Origin of the sequence: Aestuariibaculum lutulentum (genome assembly GCF_032926325.1) — a bacterium.
Taxonomy (GTDB): domain Bacteria; phylum Bacteroidota; class Bacteroidia; order Flavobacteriales; family Flavobacteriaceae; genus Aestuariibaculum; species Aestuariibaculum lutulentum.
In genome coordinates this window covers 802,117-821,927 of sequence record NZ_CP136709.1, presented here as the reverse complement: position 1 = coordinate 821,927, position 19,811 = coordinate 802,117, and the positions used below count along the sequence as shown (strand labels likewise).

General features: G+C 38.4%; 11 protein-coding genes. All 11 read left to right on the top strand.

Annotated features, from left to right (window positions below; all coding sequences use genetic code 11):
- Nucleotides 1-18: 18 nt before the first annotated feature.
- The 11 genes from R1X58_RS03615 (at nt 19) to R1X58_RS03565 (ending at nt 19,757) form a co-directional block, all read left to right on the top strand.
- Nucleotides 19-678, top strand: a complete 660-nt coding sequence (locus R1X58_RS03615) for a DUF3826 domain-containing protein (protein ID WP_240571990.1) — start codon at nt 19-21, stop codon at nt 676-678.
- A gap of 40 nt (nt 679-718) precedes the next feature.
- Entirely contained in the window at nt 719-2,419 is a 1,701-nt protein-coding gene (locus R1X58_RS03610; protein ID WP_240571989.1) for a polysaccharide lyase, read from the top strand.
- 15 nt (nt 2,420-2,434) lie between these two features.
- Complete coding sequence (locus tag R1X58_RS03605) at nt 2,435-5,599, top strand: DUF6298 domain-containing protein (protein ID WP_240571988.1); 3,165 nt, start codon at nt 2,435-2,437, stop codon at nt 5,597-5,599.
- Between the two features lie 13 nt (nt 5,600-5,612).
- Entirely contained in the window at nt 5,613-7,049 is a 1,437-nt protein-coding gene (locus R1X58_RS03600; protein WP_240571987.1) for a glycoside hydrolase family 140 protein, read from the top strand.
- 9 nt (nt 7,050-7,058) lie between these two features.
- Nucleotides 7,059-8,630 (top strand): glycoside hydrolase family 28 protein, encoded by a 1,572-nt coding sequence (locus R1X58_RS03595; protein ID WP_240571986.1) that lies wholly within the window; start codon nt 7,059-7,061, stop codon nt 8,628-8,630.
- A gap of 65 nt (nt 8,631-8,695) precedes the next feature.
- Nucleotides 8,696-9,616, top strand: coding sequence for a glycoside hydrolase family 43 protein (locus R1X58_RS03590; RefSeq protein WP_240571985.1), 921 nt, complete (start codon nt 8,696-8,698; stop codon nt 9,614-9,616).
- 55 nt (nt 9,617-9,671) lie between these two features.
- Entirely contained in the window at nt 9,672-11,522 is a 1,851-nt protein-coding gene (locus R1X58_RS03585; protein ID WP_240571984.1) for an exo-alpha-sialidase, read from the top strand.
- Between the two features lies 1 nt (nt 11,523).
- On the top strand, nt 11,524-14,307 hold the full coding sequence (locus tag R1X58_RS03580) for a glycoside hydrolase family 78 protein (protein ID WP_240571983.1): 2,784 nt from the start codon (nt 11,524-11,526) through the stop codon (nt 14,305-14,307).
- Nucleotides 14,307-15,731 carry an acetylxylan esterase gene (locus R1X58_RS03575; RefSeq protein ID WP_240571982.1) on the top strand — a complete coding sequence of 475 codons (1,425 nt, stop codon included), beginning with the start codon at nt 14,307-14,309 and terminating at the stop codon, nt 15,729-15,731. Before R1X58_RS03580 ends, R1X58_RS03575 begins: the two co-directional genes overlap by 1 nt.
- Entirely contained in the window at nt 15,718-18,177 is a 2,460-nt protein-coding gene (locus tag R1X58_RS03570) for a glycoside hydrolase family 95 protein (RefSeq protein ID WP_240571981.1), read from the top strand. Before R1X58_RS03575 ends, R1X58_RS03570 begins: the two co-directional genes overlap by 14 nt.
- Nucleotides 18,178-18,194: 17 nt before the next feature.
- A complete protein-coding gene (locus R1X58_RS03565; RefSeq protein WP_240571980.1) occupies nt 18,195-19,757 on the top strand; it encodes an MGH1-like glycoside hydrolase domain-containing protein in 1,563 nt (520 codons plus the stop codon).
- Nucleotides 19,758-19,811 lie beyond the last annotated feature (54 nt).

The window sequence follows — 19,811 nt, the reverse complement described above, 5'->3', positions numbered from 1 at the left end:
AAATTAAACTAAAAACATATGTTGATTAAACGATTAAGCATTGGAGTATTGTTTGTTGCATTAGCTTTTGGAACAGCATCTGCTCAACAATATCTAGATCCGGAATATATTAAAGTGACTAAGGAACGTGGGGCTAAAATAGTTGATGGATTAGAGTTAAATGATCCGGCTAAAGAAGAAGCTGTTACTGAAATTATCGCGAAGCAATATCAGAATTTAAGCAAGCTTCAAGACGAGCGCGACGCTAAAATTGAAGACGTTAAAAAGAGCGACTTAGCAAAAGACAAGCAAGATAAAAAGATTGAAAAAGCGAAAGCTAAATCAGAAAAATCAATAGATAAATTACATAAATCTTATGTGAAGCAATTGTCATCTCAGTTAACCGAAGAGCAAGTTGACGGGGTTAAAGATGGCATGACTTACGGTGTGTTACCAAAAACCTACAAAGCGTTTCTTGAAATGATTCCTACTTTATCAAAAGAAGAGCAGGATTACATTTATAACAATCTTAAGGAAGCGAGAGAGCATGCCATGGACGGTGGTTCTTCAAAAGAAAAACACGCTTGGTTTGGTAAATACAAAGGAAGAATAAACAATTATTTATCAGCTAGAGGCTACGACCTTGAAAAGGAGCGTGATGGATGGTACCAACGCATTGAAGAAGCAAAGAAAAAGTAATTTTTTTCTTTAAATATTAAACCAAAAACTAAATATCAATATGTATAGCATAACTAAAAATAAGGCACTAAAATATGCACTTACAGTAGTGTCTTTTTGTTCGCTGGTTCAAACGGCACGGGCACAGTATCCTGACATCCCTCATGAACTTCAGGCAAAAACCGATTCTGTTTTAGCTTTAGAAGAAAAAAGACTCAACGATATTTGGCAGAAAAATTATCACATTATTGAATCTGAAGCTAAACAAGGAAAGCCTTATATTCCTTGGGCTGCTTATCCGGCAGATTTAGTTCAGGCCGAAATTCCTGCATTCCCGGGAGCCCAAGGTGGAGGTGCTTTCACGCAAGGTGGCCGCGGAGGAAAAGTATTTGTGGTTACCAGTTTAGCCGATAGCGGACCTGGAACCTTACGTGAAGCTTTAGAAGCCGTGGGGTCAAGAACCGTTGTGTTTAATGTGGCTGGAATCATTCAGTTAGAAAAACCTATCAGCGTTCGTGCGCCTTATATTACAATTGCCGGACAAACTGCACCTGGCGATGGTATTTGTGTTGCTGGTGAATCTATCCTTTTAGATACACACGATATTATTATCCGTTATATGCGTTTCCGTCGTGGTGCTACCGATGTCACTCGTAGAGATGATGGTTTAGGAGGAAATGTTATAGGAAATGTTATTGTTGATCACTGTTCGGTGAGCTGGGGATTAGACGAAAATATTTCATTGTACAGACACCAGTTTCAAGCGAATGAAAAGTCGAAATTAGAAAAATTACCAGCCGTAAACGTAACCATTCAAAATACCATTTCATCGGAAGGTTTAGATACGTATAACCACGCATTTGGTAGTACTATTGGTGGGTTAAATAGCACATTTATTCGTAACTTGTGGGCTAATAATATTTCCAGAAATCCTTCAATTGGTATGTATGGTAGTTTCAACTTTGTTAACAATGTATTATTTAACTGGTGGAACCGCTCTTTAGATGGTGGAGATTACCGATCTATGTTCAATATCGTTAACAACTATTTCAAACCAGGACCAATAACCCCTACCGATGAGCCTATCCGTTACAGAATTTTAAAACCAGAATCTGGGTATAAAGTGCCAAAAGGTTATGGGCGTGCTTATGTAGCTGGTAATATCACAGAAGGTTCACCGGAAGTGACAAAAAACAACTGGAAAGGTGGTATTCAATTAGAAAATCGTTCGTTAGATGAGGCTCAGGAAGATTTAGAATTCATTAAACAAGACAAACCATTCCCAATGGCGCATATAACTATAATGGAAGCTGATGAAGCTTACGAATATGTGTTAGACCATGTTGGGGCAACATTGCCAAAACGTGATGCGGTTGACGAGCGTGTGATTAAAACCGTTAGGACTGGAAAAGTTGAATACAAAGATGGTCTTGAAAATACCATTGGAAAAGAATTTATTAAAAGACGTTTACCTGCCGATTCTTATAAAAAAGGTATCATCACACATCCTGATCAGGTAGGTGGTTATCCGGAGTACAAAGGGAAAGCTTATAAAGATTCAGATGGTGATGGTATCTCAGATAAATGGGAGAAAAAATATGGTTTAAATCCGAAGGATCCTTCTGATGCAAATCAGGATTTAAACGGTGATGGATATACAAATATTGAAAAATACATTAACGGTATCGACCCGACTAAAAAAGTAGATTGGACAAAATCTGAAAATAACGGCGATACCTTATCAGAACGATTATTACAATAAAATAGCAGATTCATAATGAGTTTTATTGGGTTAAAAAATACAGGGCTTTATCTTCAGGGTAAAGTCCTTTTGTCGAGTTTAGCGATATGTTTAGTGTCTAATGTTGCAGTTGCTCAGGCGTCTTTTCCAGATATCATAAAAGATAAAAATGGAAAGGTGCAGCATGTTGCCGATAGCTTAGGGAATCAGATTCCTGATTTCTCTTATGCAGGTTATATGGCTTCTGAAAAGGCGATTCCAACCGTTGATGCTAAAATTTTTGTGCCTAATCAAACTGAAGATGCTACCAAAACCATTCAGGCAGCGATTGATTACGTGAGTCAGTTAAAGCCTGATGCTAACGGTTTCCGTGGAGCCGTACTTTTAGATAAAGGTACTTTTAAACTTAACGGAACTCTATACTTAAAAACATCAGGTGTTGTGCTTCGCGGAAGCGGAAATGAAGACAACGAAACCGTATTGTTAGGAACCGGTTTAAAACGTGAAGCTTTAGTGAGTGTTTTAGGAGAAGATCACCGAATCTATGCTGATACTTTAGCATTCAAAACAACATATACACCCCTTGGATCTCTAAAAATTCAATTACAGAATACTTCAAAATTAAAAGCTTCAGACGATATTGTTATCCGCCAGCCTTTAACCGATAAATGGATTAAGACTTTAGGCATGGATTTCTTTGGTGCTGAAACTGGTTGGATAGGATGGAAATCCCGCGATTTCGATATCACCTGGAACCTTGTTGTAAAACAAATTAATGGTAGCGAGGTGACTTTAAATGCACCGCTAACCATGACTTTAGATGATACCTACGGAAAACCGGAAGTTATAAAATATAGCTGGACAGGTCGAATTGAAAACGTAGGTGTCGAAAATATTAACATGCAGTCAACCTTCAATCCGGCGAATGAGAAGGACGAAGAACACCGCTGGTTTGGTATTAGTTTGGCGAATGTAAAAAATGCCTGGGTACGTCAGGTAAACTTTAAGCATTTTGCAGGTGGAGCCGTAACCATTTTAAAAACAGCACAACAAATCACTGTTGAAGATTGTATCGCTACCGAACCTGTTTCAGAAATTGCAGCTTTTAGAAGGCATACATTTTACACAGAAGGACAACAAACCTTATTTCAGCGTTGTTATTCCGAATACGGATATAACGATTTTGCTGTTGGAGGTTTAGGAACTACCGGACCAAATGCTTTCGTGCAATGCCATTCGTATTTGCCATACAGTAACAGTGGTGCTATTGGATCTTGGGCAACAGGTGTATTGTTCGATGTGTCTTATGTAGATGGTGAAGGCATTAATTACAACAATAGAGAACAAACTGGTCGTGGTGCTGGCTGGACGGCAGCTAACAGTGTGTTTTGGGAAACTTCAGCTTCAAAAATATTAAATTATAGTCCGCCAACAGCACAGAATTGGGCATTTGGTGTCTGGGGAGGCATTATGGGCGGAAATGGGTATTGGAAAGATGTAAATAACCATATTACGCCAAGAAGTTTATTCTATGCGCAGTTAGAAAATCGTTTAGAAAAACTGCCAATGAATCCGTTTGTATACGATATGGGTTCAGAGCCAACCTCAAGTCCGACGGTAGATGAAGCTCAGGTGTTAACTCAGGAGGCTTTAATTCCGGTAATGAGCATGCCGCAATGGATTCAACAATCTTCAGAAGCCAATCCGATTCCGGTAGATGCTTCAAAATTAAAATCGGTAACCGATTTAAAATTAAAATCTGTAGATAAAACTTCAGAAAATGGCATTGTAAAAATCATCAATGGAAAACTAACCTTTAACGGGAAATTTATTGCAGGAAATCAACAAATGGTTGAATGGTGGCGTGGTAGTTTACGTAATCATGATTTAAATAATTCAAGACCTCATGTGACCCGTTTTGTTCCGGGAAGAACAGGAACAGGTTTTACCGACAATTTAAATGAGGTTGTTGATTACTTTAATCAGAATAACATTATTGCTTTAGAGCACAACTATGGTTTATGGTACGAACGTCGTATGGATGACCATGAGCGTACACGCAGAATAGATGCCGATGTGTGGCCACCGTTTTACGAACAGCCTTTTGCAAGAACAGGAGAAGGATTAGCTTGGGATCAATTAAGTAAATATGATTTAACAAAATTCAACGATTGGTACTGGAATCGCTTAGACCGCTTTGCAGATTTAGCAGAAGCTAACGGACAGTTATTAATCAACCAGCAGTATTTTCAACATAACATCATAGAAGCAGGGGCACACTGGTCGAGTTCGCCTTGGCGTTCAATTAACAACGTAAACGGAACAGGATTCCCTGAACCACCACCTTATGCAGGCGATAAGCGTATTTTTATGGCGGAACAATTCTACGATGTCACCAATGAAAACCGAAGAAAACTTCACGAAGGATTTATTAGAAAATCTTTAGAAAACTTCGCCGATAACAGTAATGTTATTCAGTTTACAAGTGCTGAATATACCGGACCACTTCATTTCATGGAATTCTGGTTGGATGAAGTTAAAAAATGGGAACACGAAACCGGAAAAACCGGTATTATAGGATTAAGCGCGACTAAAGATGTTCAGGATGCTATTTTAAAAGATGCATCCAGAGTTAATATTGTCGACTTAATTGATATCCGTTACTGGCATTACAGACAAGACGGAACAGCTTATGCTCCCGAAGGTGGTAAAAATTTAGCACCACGTCAGCATGCACGTAAAATGAAAACCGGTAAGGAAACCGAAGCACAAATTTATCGTGCGGTTCGTGAGTATCGTGAAGCCTACCCAGATAAAGTGGTGTTGTATTCTACAATGGCTTCACCTCGATTTGGTTGGCCTGTACTTATGGCTGGGGGGTCGTTGCCAAATATTCCATTTATAAATATCGATGGGTTTTATCAGGATTTAATCAACATGACTGTTAATAAAACGCAGGATTTAAATAGTGATATCTGGTCTTTAGAAGATGCTGGAAAAGCATATTTATTTTATCTAAGACATATTGAAACCGTAGAAATTGACTTAACCAGTTACAGCGGAAAGTTTGACGTGTTCTGGATCGATTCCGGTAACGGCGAAGTTATTTCAACAACCAATATAAAAGGTAAATCGAGGTACCAGTTAAAAAAGCCACAAACCAACAAAGCAGAATTAGTAGTTTACATTAGAAAGAAATAATTATTTATAAAAGATGAAAAAGCGAACAACAAAACTATTTAGGGGGTTATCTATTTTAGGAATGATAGCAGTCATGATTTCTTGTAAAGGAAATCAGGAAAAGAAAGTAGTAGAGGAAGAACTTATTGCCGAAGTAGGCATGCCAAACATTCAAGTTTCAGAAAATGGACATTATTTTCAAACCGAAGACGGAAAACCGTTTTTCTATTTAGGAGATACAGGTTGGTTAGCTTTTAACAAATTGAATAGAGAGGAATTAGGTGTTTACTTCAAAGACCGCAAGGACAAAGGGTATAACGTTATTCAAATCATGACCATTCATTCGTTAAATGCGGCGAACGTGTATGGTGATTCGGCTTTAGTAAAGAAAGACTTATCGAAACCCTTAGTAACAGAAGGGAACGATTTCAATAATGATGCCGCTTATGATTTTTGGGATCATGTTGATTATGCTTTAGATGTGGCTAAAGAAAACGATTTGTACTTAGGCATGGTGCCAATCTGGGGTTCTCCGGTTACTGCCGGAGAAGTAAGTATTGACCAGGCTAAGGCTTATGCTAATTTTTTGGCAGAACGTTTTCAAGATCGCGATAACATTATTTGGTTAGTTGGTGGAGATACTTTTGGTAATGAAAATACAGAATTGTGGAACGCCATAGGAAGTATCTTAAAAGCTAAAAATCCAAAGCGCATGGTAACTTTCCATCCTCGTGGTCGTACCGATTCCTCTGATGATTTTCATAACGAAAGCTGGTTAGATTTTAATATGTTCCAATCAGGTCACCGTCGTTACGATCAAGATGATACCGAGCGTAATTACGGCGAAGACAACTACAAATTTGTTAATGTCGATTTCAACTTAAAACCAACAAAACCAACCTTAGATGGGGAGCCTTCATACGAAGGTATTCCTCAAGGGTTACACGATACCTTACAACCACATTGGAAAGCTAAAGACCTACGTCGTTACGGTTATTGGTCTGTTTTTGCAGGTGCAGCAGGATTCACCTACGGAAACAACCACATCATGCAAATGCATGCCAATCACAAAATTCCTGAAGCTTACGGAAGTAAAACCTATTGGGTTGATGCTTTAAACGATCCGGGAGCAGGACAAATGGTTCATTTAAAAGATTTAATGCTGAAATTTGATTATTTCAACCGTGTTCCAGATGAAACTTTAGTGGCTAATCAAGGTGAGAAATACAATTATATTTCGGCAACTCGTGGTAACAATTACGCGTTGTTTTACACCTACACCGGACGAACTATTAAAGCAAATATGGGTGTTATTGAAGGTGCTGAAGTAGAAGCATCTTGGTTTAACCCATCAACGGGAGAAACTACCTCTGCTGGTACGTATAAAAATGAAGGTGTTTTAGATTTTGATGCACCAGGAGAATCACAGGAAGGAAACGATTGGGTATTGGTTTTAACTTCTAAAAAATAGCAATGTATCATGAAGAAATTAGTTTTAATATTAGCTGTATTTACAGCATTTACCTCATTAAGCTGGGCGAATAATGGCTGGTTTAATATTTTAGAACATGGCGGAAACAACAAAGGCGAATTATGTACGGAGGCCATTCAAGGGGCTATCGATAAAGCTTCAGAATTTGGCGGAGGTACTGTTTATTTCCCTGCCGGGGAATATTTAACAGGACCTCTTACTTTAAAAAGCAATATTGTTTTACACGTTGAAGCTGGAGCCTTAGTGAAGTTTTCAACCAATTTTGACCACTATTTACCATTCGTAGAAGTACGTTGGGAAGGTACCGTAATTCAAACCTTCAAACCACTTTTACATGCTCGCGATGCCAAAAATATTACCATTACTGGTCGTGGAACTATCGATGGTCAAGGACGTGCCTGGTGGGAAGAAATCTGGCGTATTGAGTCGGCTAAGGAAAAGTTAGAACCTACCAAATATCAAAAAATGACAGAGGAAGCTAACGGGCATATTCAAACGGCCGATTATTACAAACGTACCAGAAGTTACCTGTTTCACCGTCCGCCATTATTTCAGGCGTTTAAATGTGAAGATATAACTATCGAAGGGGTAACTATTCAAAATTCACCATTCTGGACGATTAATCCGGCGTTTTGTAATAACATTACTATAGATAATGTATCAATTTACAATCCGTATTCACCAAACACCGATGGAATAAACCCGACCTCATGTAGTAATGTGCGCATTTCAAACAGCCATATAAGTGTGGGTGACGATTGTATTACGATTAAATCTGGTCGTGATGCCGATGGTAGAAAATGGGCGACTCCAACCGAGAACGTTACCATTACAAACTGTACCATGTTAAGTGGTCACGGTGGTGTGGTTATTGGTAGTGAAATGTCAGGAAGCATCAAAAAAATTACCATTTCAAACTGTGTCTTCGATGGAACCGATAGAGGAATCCGTTTAAAAGCGGCCCGAGGTCGTGGAGGTGTTGTTGAAGATATTCGTGTGTCGAATGTGGTTATGAATAACATCCAAAAAGAAGCGTTCATGTTCAACTTATTTTATGATAAAAATACGGTTGAAGAACCAGTAACCGAACGTACGCCAATTTTTAGAAATATTCATATTAGTGGTGTAATAGCGACCAACGTAAATACGGCAGGTCGCGTCATTGGTATTCCTGAAATGCCAATTCATAATTTATCATTTACAAACATTAATATTCAGGCAGAGCAAGGCTTTTCAGTAACCACAGCTCGCGATATTGAATTTCACGATGTAAAAGTGAACACTACTATTGGTTCTGCTTTTAAAGTTGAGGAGTCTAGTAATATTATTTTAGATCATGTATCCACACAAACACCATTAAAAGATACGCCTGTTGTGAAATTGAATAATGTATCGAATGTATTGTTGAATAACAACTTCCCTATGCAACCAACCGATGTATACGTTGAAGTTGATGGGAAGGATACGAAAAGTGTATTCTTAAAAAATAATGTTTTTGAAAACGTTAAAACACCTTTAAAAACAGGTAAGGAATTAAAAGTAAAAATCAAAGTCGATTAATCGGCAGTAATTATAATAGCTCATGCCTGAATTTTTAGGTATGAGCTTACAACTAAAACTAAAAGATGCAAAAATTACTAATAATACTGCTTTTAGCTACGGTATTTAATTGTGCTCCTAAAAAGGATATTTATCTGTTTACGTCGTTTAGAGAACCAGCAACCGAAGGTTTGTATTTAGCATATAGCGAAGACGGTTATCATTGGAAAGACCTTAAAGGGCCGTACTTAAACCCAGAAGCTGGAGATAGTAAAATTATGCGTGATCCTTCAATTGTTCGTGGAAAGGATGATACTTATCACATGGTTTGGACTACCGACTGGAAAGGTGGCAATGGTTTTGGTTATGCCAGCTCAAAAGATTTAATCAACTGGAGTGAACAGCAATACATTCCGGTAATGAAACATGAACCAACGGTTGTTAATGTTTGGGCACCTGAAATTTTTTATGATGACGATCAAGATCAGTACATCATTATCTGGGCATCGACCATTCCGTATCGTTTTGAAAAAGGTATTGAAGAAGAAACTAACAATCACCGTATGTATTATGTAACCACTAAAGATTTTAAAACCTTTTCAGATACGAAGTTGTTTTTAGATCCAGGGTTTAGCGTTATAGATTGTGTGATTGTGAAGAAAGGTAAAGACGATTATGCTTTAATTATAAAAGATAATACCAGACCAAGACGCGATATTGAAGTTGGTTTTGGAACCTCACCAATCGGACCATTTACAGACATTACGGAGCCATTTTCAGGACATTTATCAGAAGGGCCAACCGTTTTAAAATTAAAAAATGAGTGGTTGATTTACTACGATAATTACGGAGAGAAAAATTATAAAGCCGTAAAGACTTCAGATTTTAAAACCTTTGAAGATGTGTCATCAGAAATCAGCTTACCAGAAGGACACAAACACGGAACCATTACAACTATTTCTCAAAAAGTATTGAATGGTTTAATTGAAGAAAAGAATAAAAAATAAAAATTAGTGTCATGCTGAATATATTTCAGCATCTCATAAAATAGAAAATAAACACATGAAGCGTAATATATTTTTAGCAGTGGCCTTGTTGTTAGCAGGAGGAACGGCAACCTTTTCTGCACAGCAAGACACCATACGTTATGTAGGGAACACATTATCGAATGTCGATTATCATCATGGACAATTGCCTCTAGCTGTTGGCGTGCATGCCACGCAAATTATGCGTGCCAGCCGTGAGCACCCAGAGAAAGCCGATGGTTTTGGTTGGACGTATAATCACGCCACCAATATGGCATATTGGAATGGTAAGTTTTACTTAAATTATTTAAGTGACCCTGTGGGGGAGCATATTCCGCCAAGTCAAACCTTATTAATGCATTCTGAAGATGGTGACAACTGGAGTTTTCCGGAAGTCGTTTTTCCTATTTATAAAATCCCTGATGGTTATACGAAGGAAGGTGTAGAAGGTGTGGCTAAAAATTTAACGGCGACCATGCACCAGCGCATGGGCTTTTTTACCTCGTCGGATAATCGCTTTTTTACTTTAGCGTTTTACGGCGTTTCTATGGATGAAAAAGATAGTCCGAACGACGGAAAAGGGATTGGTCGTGTGATTCGCGAAATTTACAAAGACGGTAGTTTAGGACCTGTTTATTTTATTCGTTATAACCACGGATGGAATGAATCCAATACCAACTTTCCATTCTATAAAAAGAGTAAAGACAGAGGTTTCAAAAAGGCTTGCGAAGAATTATTATCGCAACCATTACAAATGCAGCAATGGGTTGAAGAGGCCGATAGAGACGATCCTTTAATTCCGCTTCAAAAACAATACAAAGCCTTTAGCTATTATCATTTACCAAACGGAAATGTGGTAGGGTTATGGAAACATGCTTTAACCTCAATAAGTAAAGATGGCGGGAAAACCTGGGAATACACGCCTTTAAGAGCACCTGGTTTTGTTAATAGCAATGCTAAAATTTGGGGTCAAAAAACAACAGACAGACGATATGCAACCGTTTATAATCCTTCAGAGTACCGTTGGCCATTAGCCATTTCAACCAGTGATGATGGTTTAAATTATACCGATTTATTATTGGTTCACGGTGAAATTACACCAATGCGTTATGGTGGAAATTATAAGTCGTATGGTCCTCAGTATGTTCGCGGTATTACTGAAAATAACGGAACACCTGACGATGGTAAATTATGGGTGAGTTATAGTGTGAACAAAGAAGATATATGGGTAGCTTCGGTTCCGGTACCTGTTAAAAGTTCTGTTGATAGCGATGTAAACGACGTGTTTAACAACTTAGAAGACGGTAAAGAATTAGATCTTTGGAATGTTTATAATTTATCCTGGGCTTCCGCCGAAATTGAAAAAGCAAATAACCAAAAAACATTAACGCTTCGCGACCACGATCCGTTTGATTATGCGCGTGTTGATCGTGTGATTCCGTTTGCTCAAAAAATGAAAGCTGAATTTACAGTAACACCAGAGCAAAACGATCACGGATTATTACAGGTTGAATTTCAGAATAAAACCGGATTGCCATCTATTCGTTTAGTTTTTGATAACGATGGAATTTTAAAAACCAAAGCAGGATCGCGTTTCAGAACCATTTCAAAATACGAAGCTGGAAAAACCTATACGGTTAAAGTTATTTTAGATGCGACTTCGCGATCGTATACAGTAAGTGTTAACGGGGGTGAAGCATCACGCCAGATATTTTATGCACCGGCCGATGGTATCGAGCGTATCATGTTCCGTACTGGTGAGCAACGTCATTTCCCAAATCCGGATACACCTGCCGATAGAGAAGATTACGACGATTTACCAAATACCGGTTTACCAATTAAAGAAGCGGTATTTCACATACAATCATTAATTACTAAAAAGCAATAAGGTGAAGGTATTAAAAGCTATAGTTTTATTTGTTTTGGTGTTTATAGCCTGTAAACCATCAAACAATGCATCCGTATTTTTGTCTGATTTAACCTGTGAAATGGCTGAAAACCCATTGGCAGTTGAATCGACTACACCACGATTGAGCTGGCAGATTAAGGCTCCGGAATTACGCAATGTAACTCAACAGGCTTATCAGGTTTTAGTGGCGTCTTCTGAAGAAAATTTAAAAAATAATGTAGCCGATATCTGGGATAGCGGAAAGGTAGATTCAGATCAAAGTCAGTTGGTAACCATAGCAAAACCCTTAAATGCTGAAACGAAATATTATTGGAAAGTAAAAGTTTGGGCTAACAATAATAAGACAACCGATTGGAGTCCTACGTCATTTTTTAGAACTGTGCCTGAAGCTTCAAGTTTAAATCCATCATGGATTGGTGCAGTTAAAAAGGCTGATAGCCATTTACCGGAAGGTAGACATTATCATACGGCAGTTATTAAAAGATCCAGACGCGATAGCATCATTAATGCATCCGATTCTTTAGCGCGTAAAAGTATCATGCTTCGCAAGCCTTTCAATGTTGATAAAGCTATTAAAGAGGCTGTGGTTTACGTATCTGGACTTGGGCATTACGAGTTAAGTATTAACGGTAAGAAAATCGGAAATAGTGAATTTGCGCCGCTATGGACAGATTACGATAAAACCGTAAATTATAATACGTATGAAATTCCTTCAGAGTCCTTAAATAAAGGCGAAAATGTTGTAGGGGTATTATTAGGAAACGGGATGTACAATACGGTACAGGGGCGCTATACCAAGTTTTTTGTGAGTTTTGGGCCTCCGACTTTATTCTTTAAAATGGAGTTGACTTTTGAAGATGGTTCTGAAACTATTCTAAATTCAGATGAAACATGGAAATATAGTCTAAGCCCGATTACTTATAACGGGATGTTTGGTGGCGAAGATTACGACGCGAATTTAGAACAAAAGGGATGGAACACGTCAAATTTCGATGCTTCTAACTGGAATCCGGTTGTTATTCAGGAAGCACCAAAAGGCGAATTGAAAGCTCAGATTGCGCCGCCTATTACTGTTCAAAAACAATACGACGTTAAAGAATTTAATGAAGTTGCTCCAAACACCTATGTGTTTAACATGGGGCAAAACTTGTCTGGTTTTCCAACTATTTCTGTACAAGGAAAACAGGGGCAAACCGTTCGTGTTTGGGTTGGTGAAGGTTTAAAAGAAGATGGCACTATCAGTCAGGGACGTTCAGGAAAACCTTATTATTACGATTATACGCTGAAGGGTGAAGGGACTGAAACCTGGCAGCCTAAATTTAGTTATTATGGCTATCAGTATATTCAAATTGAAAACATCAATTATAAAGAAGCCAAAGTGGATAGTTTACCTACTTTGGTCGATTTAAAATCAAATTTTATATATAATTCGGCAGGGGAAATTGGGTCGTTCGAAAGTTCAAATGAGATTTTCAATAAAGCTCATGAATTGATTAACAATGCTATAAAAAGTAACTTTCAAGCCGTATTAACCGATTGTCCGCATCGTGAAAAATTAGGTTGGTTGGAAGAGGCGCACCTTAACGGACCAGGCTTAATGTTTAATTACAATATGAAAGCTTATTTCCCAACCATCATGCGAAATATTGAAGATGCGCAACGTGATAATGGTTTAATACCAACTATCGCACCAGAATATGTGGTGTTTGGTGGCGATTTTACCGATTCACCGGAATGGGGTGCATCAGGAGTTATTTTACCCTGGATGTATTACGAGTATTATGGAGACGATTCCTTAATTCGTGAGTACTACGACGTGATGAAAAAGTACGTCGATTACCTAACAAGTACATCCGATAATTACATTGTGTCTCATGGTTTAGGTGATTGGTACGATTATGGTGAGCATGCTGCCGGCTACTCTAAAAACAGCCCGATAGCTTTATCGGCGACAAGTCACTACTACTATGCGGCGTACTTGTTTGCAAAAGCAGCTAAGCATTTGAATAAAACCGAAGATATTGCGAAATATGAAGCCTTAACTCAGGATATTAAAACGGCTTATAATAATGAGTTTTTCAATTTAGAAACCAAGCAATACGGCACGGGGAGTCAGTTTAGTAATGCCGTTTCTGTGTTTATGGATATTGTTGAGCCACAGTATAAGCAAGCGGTGATGGATAATTTATTGGCTGATATCAAAAACAGAGGCTACCGCTTAACAACGGGTGATGTTGGTAACAGATATTTGTTTGAAGCCTTGGCAAGAAATGGTGAAAATGAAGCCATGTACAAAATGAATAACCACTACGATACTCCTGGTTATGGATTCCAGATAAAATTCGGATTAACGACATTAACCGAGCAATGGGATCCAAGAAAAGGGAATTCATGGAACCATTTCATGATGGGACAAATTGAAGAATGGTTTTATACCAGTTTAGCTGGAATTACACCAGATATGGAGCATCCAGGATTTAAACATTTCTTTATCGAACCGGAAATTGTAGGTGATATGACCTTTGTAAAGGCAAGTTACGAGTCACTTTACGGAACGATTGTTTCAGAATGGCATGTGTCAGATGATTCGATTACTTTTAAAGTAGAAGTACCTGCAAATACCACTGCAACCATTACGTTACCGGTAGATATGTCAATGCACATTCAAGTGAACGGAAAGGATTTTGAAAAGTCGAATGTAGAGCATAACAGACCAACTTATTTAGTCGGTTCTGGGGTGTATAATATAGTTTGCAAAAAATAATGATGAAATTAAAAAACATAGCGTTTGTTCTGTTTTTTGTAGCATGTTTCATGTTGCCGAAAGGGCATGCGCAAACCTCTGATACTAATTTTAAACAAGCTTTAACCGAAATGGTAAAAACCATTCAAACGGTTTTTCATATTGAAATTATAGATAACGATGGATTGTTAAAAGATAAAGAACTTGATTATGGCCAATGGAAAATTGATGCCACCAATCTTGAAGTGACTTTCGCCAATGTGTTGAGTCCGTTTAACCTGTCTGCTGTAAAGCAAAATAATGGAACCTATAAAATTAAGCCGTTTCAATACCATAAGTTAACTGAAGAAAAAGGGGCGGAGCGTCTTCAGTATTTAGCTTCGTTGTATTCAGATTTAAAATCTTGGGAAGGTCGTAAAGTCGAATTAAAAGCCTGTATGTTTTCAGCTTTTGGGTTGGATAAAGCTCCCGCCATGCCTAATTCCAAACCCATCCTAACAAAAAAGCGAAAGTATAAAGGTTACACGGTTGAAAACATTGGTTTAGAAATATTACCGGGAGTTTACGCTACCGGGTCGATTTACAAGCCAAATCCTATGCCCAAAAAGGCGGCCGTAGTTGTGTCGCCTAACGGACATTTTGGTGATGGTCGTTTCCGCGAAAGTGAGCAAATACGTTGTGCCATGTTGGCTAAAATGGGTGCCATTGTAGTGAATTACGATTTGTTTGCCTGGGATGAATCTCAGTTGCAATTCGATTCAAAATATCATAGAAACAGTATAGCCTCAACCGTTCAGGTACTAACAGGCATGCGTTTGTTAGATTATGTGTCTACTTTAAAACAGGCCGATATGTCTCGTGTGGGTGTTACCGGAGGTTCAGGTGGTGGTTCGCAAACGGTATTTTTAGCGGCGCTTGACGATAGAATTACCGTATCGGTGCCTGTGGTTATGGTATCGTCGTATCATTCGGGTGGTTGTCCTTGTGAAAGTGGTCGTGGGATTCATTTATGCGGTAACGGAACGAATAATGTTGAAATCGCAGCCATGGCTGCACCAAAACCACAATTGTTAGTTTCAGATGGTGGTGACTGGACCAATCATACACCTGAATTGGAGTATCCTTTTGTTCAACGTATTTATGAATTTTACGGGAAAAACCATTTGGTTGAAAATGCACATTTTCCAAAAGAAGGGCATAATTACAAGGAGTCAAAGCGTATGGCGATGTACCCGTTTATGGCGAAACATTTGAAATTGAATTTGAAAAAAGTATCCGATAAAAACGGAGGCATTAATGAATCAACGGTAACTGTTGAACCTTATGAAAACCTTTATGTGTTTGGAAATAACCCTGAAAACTTACCAAAAAACGCCATAAAAGATATTGAAGCATTATATGAATTGTTTGGAGAAAAAAATGAAAGAGTTTATGAATCGAAATAATATAATATTAAAAAGTTTTGTGTTGGTTTTCCTTTTTGGAATGCTAAAAGTGTCGGCACAAAATGAATTGAAACTTTGGTACGATAAGCCAGCCGAAATCTGGAACGAAGCTTTGCCATTAGGGAATGGCCGTTTAGGTGCCATGGTTTTTGGAGACCCTGCGGTTGAGCGTTTACAGTTAAACGAAGAGACCATTTGGGCAGGTTCGCCAAACAGTAATGCACACGAAAAAGCGTTGGTGGCTTTGCCAAAAGTACGTCAGTTAATTTTTGAAGGCCGCTATAAAGAAGCTCAGGATTTAGCAACATCCGATATCCGTTCTCAAACCAATAACGGAATGCCGTATCAGACTTTCGGAAGTGTGTATGTATCATTTCCGGGCCATCAGAATTATACCAATTATTATCGCGATTTAAATATTGAAAACGCTACGGCTAAAGTCAATTATACGGTGGATGGTGTTGAGTATACGCGTGAAATTTTAACCGCGTTTCAAGATGACGTTATTGTGGTTAAGTTATCGGCAAACAAACCGGGTATGATTACCTTCAATACCTTTATGAATAGTCCGTTTGATAAAACCTTAACAACGACTGAAGATGATCAAATCACTTTAGCCGGAGAAACAAGTACGGTTGAAGGCACCAGAGGAAAAGTGAAGTTTCAGGGGCGCATGACTGCCAAGCATGATGGCGGACAGGTTTCAGTTAAAAATGGTATCATTAGCGTTGAAAAGGCAAATGAAGTAACGCTTTACATTTCTATCGCGACCAATTTTGTAAACTACAAAGATATTTCAGCTGATTATATCGCGAAAAGCAAAGGGCTTTTAGATCAAGCCATTACTAAAGATTTTCAAACTATTAAAGATGCACATGTAAAATACTACCAGAAGTTTTTTAATCGTATGTCTTTAGATTTAGGAAAAAGTCATGTTGATAACGACCCGACTGAAATCAGGATTAAGAAATTCGACAGTCAGTTCGACCCGGAATTGGCGGCGTTATATTTTCAATTTGGACGTTATTTGTTAATATCATGTTCACAACCAGGAGGACAACCAGCAAACTTGCAGGGTATCTGGAACGATATGTTATTTCCGCCATGGGAAAGTAAATACACCATGAACATTAATGCCGAAATGAATTATTGGCCTTCGGAATTAACGAACCTTTCTGAAATGCACGAGCCGTTTATTCAGCTGGCAAGAGAAGTTGCTGAAACTGGTAAAGAAACTGCAAAAATAATGTACAACGCTAACGGTTGGGTATTGCACCACAATACTGATATCTGGCGTATAACAGGACCAATCGATATGGCGGCATCGGGTATGTGGCCAACGGGTGGAGCGTGGTTATGTCAGGATTTATGGGAGCGTTATTTGTACACGGGAGATACCGAGTATTTAAAGGAGATTTTCCCGATTATGAAAGGCGCAGCGCAGTTCTTTTTAGATTTCATGATTACCGATCCGAATTCTGGATATTTAGTTATTGTGCCTTCAAACTCGCCTGAAAACACCCATGGTGGTGAAGATGGAAAATCGACTATTACTGCAGGAACGACTATGGATAATCAGTTAATTTTCGATTTGTTTACAAATATTATGCGTGCCACCGATATTCTTTCGGAAGATAAAGGGTTTGCTAAAGAACTTCAAATAGCTTTAGATAAAATGGCACCAATGCAAATTGGACAACATGGTCAATTACAGGAATGGCTAATCGATTGGGATGACCCGGAAGATAATCACCGTCACGTATCACATTTATACGGATTATTTCCAAGTAATCAAATTTCACCAATTAGAACACCAGAATTATTTCAAGCGGCTAAAACCTCATTAGAGTTCAGAGGCGACGAATCTACAGGTTGGTCTATGGGCTGGAAAGTAAATTTATGGGCGCGTTTGTTAGATGGTGACCATGCCTACAAGTTATTACAAGATCAGTTACACTTAGTAACACCTGAACAAAGAAAAGGCGGAGGAACCTATCCGAATATGTTAGACGCACACCAGCCATTCCAGATTGATGGAAACTTTGGTTGTACTGCTGGTATTGTCGAAATGTTGATGCAAAGTCACGAAGGCGCTATTCAATTATTACCAGCCTTACCTTCCGTTTGGAAAGAGGGGGCAATAAAAGGTTTAAAAACCAGAGGTGGTTACGAATTGGATATGAACTGGAAAAAAAACAAAGTTTCAGAATTAAAAATTACAGCATCAAAAGATGGTAATTGCCGATTACGTTTAGAATCGCCTTTACGAGGAGCGGGTTTAAGCAAAGCGAAAGGCAAAAATGATAATCCGTTCTTTTATGAAGTAATGGTTAAAGAACCGATTGTTAATAATTCGGCAAAACTGGAAAAGTTAAAACTTCCGAAATATTACGAATACGATGTACCGATGAAAGCCGGAGAAACCTATACATTTTACGGTAAATAAAATATAGACAAATGAACATGAACAAGATAAAATCTTTATTACTGGTATTACCTGTTTTAATCGCAGGGTGTAAATCTTCAGAGCCGGTTTCAGAAGTAAAAACTACGGAGTCAAAAACGGTGTTACAGGCTGATGATTTTAAACATTACGTTGATTATTTCAACCGAATGGAAAAAGAAAATATTGCCAAGGCTGTGCCAAATGATAGTGCCTGGTCATGGATGAAAACCAATATTCCGCTGTTTGAATGTCCTCAGGATAATTTTGAAGAAATGTACTATTTCCGTTGGTGGAGTTTGCGTAAGCACATTACTGACACACCTGTAGGTTATGCGATTACCGAGTTTTTGGTAGACCGTTCGTATGCCGATAAGTATAATTTAATTGCCTGTGCTCTAGGACATCATATTTATGAATTCCGTTGGGCTCACGATCCGAAATATATCGAGCAGAATGTACATGTTTGGTATCGAGGAAATGAGGGTAAACCCATGGGGAAATTGCATAAATTTAGTAGCTGGACGGCCGATGCTTTATACAATATGTATCTGGTAAATAAAGATGAATATTATCTTTTAGACATGTATCCAGATATGGTAGCCGATTATGCGGCCTGGGAAAATGAACGTCAAAACCCTAACGGTTTGTTTTGGCAGCACGATGTTAAAGATGGTATGGAAGAATCGTTAAGTGGTGGGCGTCGTGTGCAAAATATGCGTCCAACTATTAATAGTTATATGTATGCTAATGCTAAGGCCTTATCAACTATGGCAAGAATGAAAGGCGATAGTGAGCAATCGGTGTATTTCGATAAAAAAGCGAAGACTTTAAAAGGTTTGGTTGAAACTAAACTTTGGAATACCGACCATGAGTTTTTTGAAACTTTAACCGAAAAAGATACCTCTTCACAAGTTCGTGAAGCTATCGGGTTTATTCCTTGGTATTTCAATTTGCCATCAGAAAATAAAGGTTTTGAAGTGGCCTGGGAACAGGTTAAAGACGAAGGAGGTTTTTTAGCACCTTATGGATTAACAACTGCCGAACGCAGACATCCGCGATTCAGAACACACGGTACAGGAACCTGTGAGTGGGATGGTGCAGTTTGGCCATTTGCATCGGCGCAAACCTTAACTGCTATGGCGAATCTTTTAAATAATTACAATCAGGAAGTTGTTGGTAAAGTCGATTATTTCACTCAAATGAATTTATATGTGGAGTCGCAATACCACAGAGGGCGTCCTTATATCGGAGAGTATTTAGATGAAGTTACCGGATACTGGTTAATGGGAGACCGCGAGCGTAGTTATTATTACAACCATTCAACATTTAACGATTTAATGATTACCGGTTTGGTTGGTTTACGTCCGCGTGCCGATGAAAAAATTGAAGTAAATCCGTTAATTCCGCAAGATAAATGGGATTGGTTTTGTTTAGATAACGTGTTATATCACGGTGATATTATTACCATCCTTTGGGATAAAACCGGAGAAAAATACCATAAAGGTCAAGGACTAAGAGTATTTAGAAACGGAAAAGAAGTGGCATCTTCAAGTAAGTTGGAGAAGGTGATTTCTGAATAAATCCAACATTTGTTAACCTGAACTGTCACCCTGAGCGGAGTCGAAGGGTATTTC

Excerpts from the sequence above, each read along its gene's own strand:
- R1X58_RS03615 (WP_240571990.1), top strand. The coding sequence starts at position 19 with ATGTTGATTAAACGATTAAGCATTGGAGTATTGTTTGTTGCATTAGCT.
- R1X58_RS03610 (WP_240571989.1), top strand. The coding sequence starts at position 719 with ATGTATAGCATAACTAAAAATAAGGCACTAAAATATGCACTTACAGTA.
- R1X58_RS03605 (WP_240571988.1), top strand. The coding sequence starts at position 2,435 with ATGAGTTTTATTGGGTTAAAAAATACAGGGCTTTATCTTCAGGGTAAA.
- R1X58_RS03600 (WP_240571987.1), top strand. The coding sequence starts at position 5,613 with ATGAAAAAGCGAACAACAAAACTATTTAGGGGGTTATCTATTTTAGGA.
- R1X58_RS03595 (WP_240571986.1), top strand. The coding sequence starts at position 7,059 with ATGAAGAAATTAGTTTTAATATTAGCTGTATTTACAGCATTTACCTCA.
- R1X58_RS03590 (WP_240571985.1), top strand. The coding sequence starts at position 8,696 with ATGCAAAAATTACTAATAATACTGCTTTTAGCTACGGTATTTAATTGT.
- R1X58_RS03585 (WP_240571984.1), top strand. The coding sequence starts at position 9,672 with ATGAAGCGTAATATATTTTTAGCAGTGGCCTTGTTGTTAGCAGGAGGA.
- R1X58_RS03575 (WP_240571982.1), top strand. The coding sequence starts at position 14,307 with ATGATGAAATTAAAAAACATAGCGTTTGTTCTGTTTTTTGTAGCATGT.
- R1X58_RS03570 (WP_240571981.1), top strand. The coding sequence starts at position 15,718 with ATGAATCGAAATAATATAATATTAAAAAGTTTTGTGTTGGTTTTCCTT.
- R1X58_RS03565 (WP_240571980.1), top strand. The coding sequence starts at position 18,195 with ATGAACAAGATAAAATCTTTATTACTGGTATTACCTGTTTTAATCGCA.